The 4,539-nt window shown below is 33.5% G+C and carries 4 protein-coding genes; 3 read left to right on the top strand and 1 reads right to left on the bottom strand.

What is annotated here, in order from left to right:
* The coding region (locus tag B3J44_RS00740; protein ID WP_286964961.1) for a sulfatase-like hydrolase/transferase at positions 1–1,416 on the top strand (1,416 nt) is incomplete at its 5' end.
* Between the two features lie 138 nt (positions 1,417–1,554).
* Here the strand turns inward: B3J44_RS00740 and rocD are convergent.
* Complete coding sequence (rocD, locus tag B3J44_RS00735) at positions 1,555–2,805, bottom strand: ornithine--oxo-acid transaminase (protein ID WP_278020938.1); 1,251 nt, start codon at positions 2,803–2,805, stop codon at positions 1,555–1,557.
* Between the two features lie 226 nt (positions 2,806–3,031).
* Between rocD and B3J44_RS00730 the strand changes: the two genes are divergently transcribed.
* Positions 3,032–3,484, top strand: a complete 453-nt coding sequence (locus tag B3J44_RS00730) for an Lrp/AsnC family transcriptional regulator (RefSeq protein WP_198856384.1) — start codon at positions 3,032–3,034, stop codon at positions 3,482–3,484.
* A gap of 109 nt (positions 3,485–3,593) precedes the next feature.
* A complete protein-coding gene (locus B3J44_RS00725) occupies positions 3,594–4,367 on the top strand; it encodes a dienelactone hydrolase family protein (RefSeq protein WP_198856385.1) in 774 nt (257 codons plus the stop codon).
* Positions 4,368–4,539: the final 172 nt, after the last annotated feature.

The following is a 4,539-nucleotide window of genomic DNA, read 5'->3' as shown; positions in this document are numbered from 1 at the left end:
AGAGCTTCTTTACTAACGGGACAATATCAGCATAAAGCGGGAGTTGGCTTTTTTGACGTCAATTTAGGACTGCCTGCTTATCAAGGATATTTAAACAAAGAATCTTTAACATTAGGAGAAGTTTTCCGTTCGGGCGGGTACAGTACCCTTTTATCAGGAAAATGGCATGTTGGTTCAGAAGATCAAGCCCAATGGCCAAATCAAAGAGGTTTCGATAAATTTTATGGCATCTTAAAAGGAGCTTCCAATTATTTTGACACCAAACCTTTGCCTTTCGGAAAAACGCCTTATCCAGTAAAATTAATTCGCAATAACGAGGAATTGCACCCAAAAGATGATTCCTATTATTTTACAGATGAAATTGGAAATAACGCTGTTACTTTTTTAGACGAACAAAATAAAGAAAACAAACCTTTCTTCTTATACTTGGCTTTTACTGCTCCGCACTGGCCATTACAGGCAAAACCTGTCGATATTGCAAAATACAGAGGGAAATTTGATGAAGGTTGGGACATTTTAAGAGAAAAAAGAATCAAAAAATTAAAAGAAAACGGAATTTTACTACCAGACCAAACTATTGCTCCGAGAGATCCAGAAGTTCCAGAATGGAATAAACTGACTTATGATGAAAAACAATTCTGGAAAGCAAAAATGGAAGTTTATGCTGCAATGGTAGATAATATGGATCAGAATGTGGGCAAAGTTTTAGATAAACTGAAAGCACTTAAAAAAGACAAAAACACACTGATTATTTTTATTTCTGATAATGGTGCTCAAGGCGGATTCAATACTTACAATCCCTTAGGAAGAGGTTTGGTTAGAAATGATGGACCTATTGGAACTTCGGGATCATTTGATTATCAGGAACAAAACTGGGCATATTTATCGAATACTCCATTACAGGATTATAAAAACAATATGCATGAAGGAGGTTTTAGTTCACCGTTTATAGCTTGGTATCCTTCAAAAATTAAAGCCGGAAGAATTGACAAAGGAACAGGTCATATTATTGACCTTGCTCCTACTTTCTACGAATTGGCAGGAATTGAATATCCTAAAAATCTAAATGGAGTAAATTCTAATCCGCTTGCTGGTAAAAGTCTGTTGCCTGTTTTATTTGACAATGTTTCTGAAGTAAACAGAGGCGCACCGTTATTTTGGGAAAGAGCCGGAAACAGAGCCGTAAGAGAAGGAAAATGGAAATTGGTCTCTATTTATCCGTCATACCAATGGGAGCTTTATGATCTTGAAAAAGACCGAGGCGAAACAACAAATGTTGCTGCTCAAAACCCTGGAATTGTAAATGATCTTTCAGCAAAATATTTTGATTGGGCAGACAAAACAGGAGTCGTAGAATACAGCAAATTTAAGTTGAAACCGGAAACAATGCCTGGCGGCGCTGCATTAAAAAAATAATTACTTTTTTTGATATTTTTAGTAATTATAACAAAAAGCGATTGGTAATACAACAGTCGCTTTTTAAAATAAAAAATGGTCTACAAAAAAAGCAGCAAGTAAAATTGCTGCTTTTTTATTTTTATATCTAAACGATAATTATTTAAATTCATTCAAAGATTTCTCAATAATCTCAAGACATTCTTTTATTTGTTCTTCCGTCATAACCAAAGGCGGAGCCAGTCTGATTTTGTTTCCGTGAGTTGGCTTTGCCAATAATCCGTTGTCTCTAAATTTCAAACAAATTTCCCAAGCCAAATCTGATTCTTCGTCTGTATTGATTACAATTGCATTTAAAAGACCTTTTCCACGAACTAGCGTAATTAAATTATTTTTTTCAGCAATTTTATTTAATCCGTCTCTTAAAATAACACCAAGACGTTCTGCATTTTCAGCTAGTTTTTCGTCTTTAATAACCTCAAGAGCTGCAATTGCAACAGCAGCTGCGACAGGATTTCCTCCAAAAGTAGATCCGTGTTGTCCAGGTTTGATAACATTCATGATTTCATCATTACACAAAACTGCAGAAACTGGATAAACTCCACCAGAAATTGCTTTTCCTAAAATCAAAACATCTGGCTGTACATTTTCGTGATGAACTGCTAAAAGTTTTCCTGTACGAGCAATTCCTGTTTGAACTTCATCGGCAATAAATAATACATTATGTTTTTCGCAAAGGGCTTTCGCTTTCGCTAAATATCCTTCAGAAGGAACATAAACTCCTGCTTCGCCTTGAATCGGTTCAACTAAAAATCCAGCGATATTTTTTGATGAATTTAAAGCCTTTTCAAGCGCTTCTAAATTATCGTATTCAATTTTAATGAAACCATCAGTAAAAGGCCCGAAGTTTTTACGAGCTGTTTCATCGTTTGAAAATGAAATAATAGTAGTTGTTCTTCCATGAAAGTTATTTTCACACACAATAATTTGTGCCTGATTTTCTGGAATTCCTTTTACTTCATAAGCCCATTTTCTAGAAATTTTCAAAGCAGTCTCAACTGCTTCTGCCCCTGTATTCATTGGAAGAACTTTATCGAAACCAAAATATTTGGTTACATATTCTTCGTAATTTCCTAATTTATCATTGTAAAAAGCACGAGAAGTCAAAGTAAGTTTCTGAGCTTGTTCTACCATTGCATTCACAATTTTTGGATGGCAATGACCTTGATTTACTGCAGAATAAGCAGATAAAAAATCATAATATTTTTTACCGTCAACATCCCAAACGTATACTCCTTCTCCACGCTCCAAAACTACCGGAAGCGGATGGTAATTATGAGCTCCGTATTTATTCTCTTTTTCAATCAAAATTTCTGATTTTGACGAAAGTGCTTTTTCTGTACTTATCATAATATGCTTTTTATTTTTACAAAAATATTAAAATTAAACAAATAACAATCCAAAAAACAATATTTTGACTTAAATATAACAAAATAAAAGTCAAAAACAACCCTTAAGTGCTTCAAAAAAGAGAAATTTATTTTTTAGCGGAAATTTGATTAGCTGTCAGTTTATTAAAAAAAAGAATTACTTTTATGAATCGCAAAAGACTCAATTTTTAAACGATTTTTACTGAATGGAATTATTAGACGAATTTGATATTAGTATTCTTAAAGAATTAGAAAAAGACGGAAGAATGGCTTTTTCTTCTATCGCCACTAATCTTAAAATATCAAATACAATGGTGCATCAGCGTATTAACAGAATGATTGAACAAGGTGTAATTGGTGGTATTAAACCTATTATTCAGGAAAAGAAAATTGGTTATGACTGGGCTTCTTTTACTGGACTCACACTGAACAAAGATTCTGATTCTGAACGAATTATTGAAGCACTTAAAGAAATTCCTGAGATTACAGAATGTTATTATGTAACAGGTTCTTTTACACTCTACATAAAAATCATAGCAAAAAATCACGAACATATGCGTCGCATTCTTTATGAAAAAATCGACGGAATTCCAGGCATTGACAAAACCGATTCTATCGTAGAATTGGGTTGCGCTTTTAAACGAAATATATCTTTATAAAAAAGAAAAAGATTCTTTTAAAATATTCGTTACAAACCTCACAAGAATTTAGTTGTGAGGTTTTTTTGTAACATAATATTTCTGATATTTGTTAAAAATTGAAGAAATCATGAAAAACTCCATAGTTATTTTATTTAGTGCAATCTTATTTTCTAACCTCATGAATGCGCAGTTAAAACCCGTAAAATACACAGAAGGCAGCCAACAGTTAAATGGCTTATTTATTAAATCTGCTAAAAAAAGTGCTAACAACCCAGGAATCTTGCTTTTACCGGCTTGGCTAGGAATTGATAACGCTTCTAAAGGAATTGCAGAAGAATTATCTAAACTAGGCTATAATGTTTTTATCGCCGATATATATGGAGAAGGAAACTATCCTAAAAATACTGGAGATGCTGGAAAACAGGCTGGTTTTTATAAAACAAACTTCGAAGCTTATCAAAAACGTATTGATGCTGCTTTGAAAGAATTAGTAAAGTCTGGAGCTAATGCTGATAACATTGTTGCTATCGGATATTGTTTTGGAGGAACTGGAGTTCTAGAAGCTGCACGTGGGCATTTGAAACTAAAAGGAGTAGCATCATTTCATGGCGGTTTAGGAAAAGACGCTAGTAGAAAAACGGAAACAATCGATGCAAAAGTTTTAATCTGCCATGGTGCCGATGATCCTTTTGTTTCTAAAGAAGAAATTGCTTCTTGCCAACAAGAAATGCGCGATTCTAAAGCTGATTGGCAAATGATTTACTATGCTAATTCTGTTCACTCTTTTACAAATCCAGAAGCTGGAAATGACAATTCTAAAGGCGCTGCATATAATCCTGTTGCGGCAAAAAGATCTTTTGAGCATTTACAGCTTTTCTTAAATGAAGTGCTAAAAAAATAAAAACTAAAAAAACTACACCAAATCAAAATCAACTGAAATAACCAATGTCACACAACAAAATTAGAGAAGACAAAACCTGTTTAAATTGCAGGCACGTTGTTGAGCAAAAATTTTGTCCTAACTGCGGACAAGAAAACAGTGATTCCAGAAAGACTTTTCATCATTTATTTAT

The sequence above is a fragment of the Flavobacterium sp. UBA4854 genome (assembly GCF_002399805.1).
GTDB lineage: Bacteria > Bacteroidota > Bacteroidia > Flavobacteriales > Flavobacteriaceae > Flavobacterium > Flavobacterium ginsengisoli.
The sequence above is the reverse complement of the archived record's forward strand: the minus strand, read 5'-3'. Positions and strand labels throughout refer to the sequence as shown.

Excerpts from the sequence above, each read along its gene's own strand:
- rocD (WP_278020938.1), bottom strand. The coding sequence starts at position 2,805 with ATGATAAGTACAGAAAAAGCACTTTCGTCAAAATCAGAAATTTTGATT.
- B3J44_RS00730 (WP_198856384.1), top strand. The coding sequence starts at position 3,032 with ATGGAATTATTAGACGAATTTGATATTAGTATTCTTAAAGAATTAGAA.
- B3J44_RS00725 (WP_198856385.1), top strand. The coding sequence starts at position 3,594 with ATGAAAAACTCCATAGTTATTTTATTTAGTGCAATCTTATTTTCTAAC.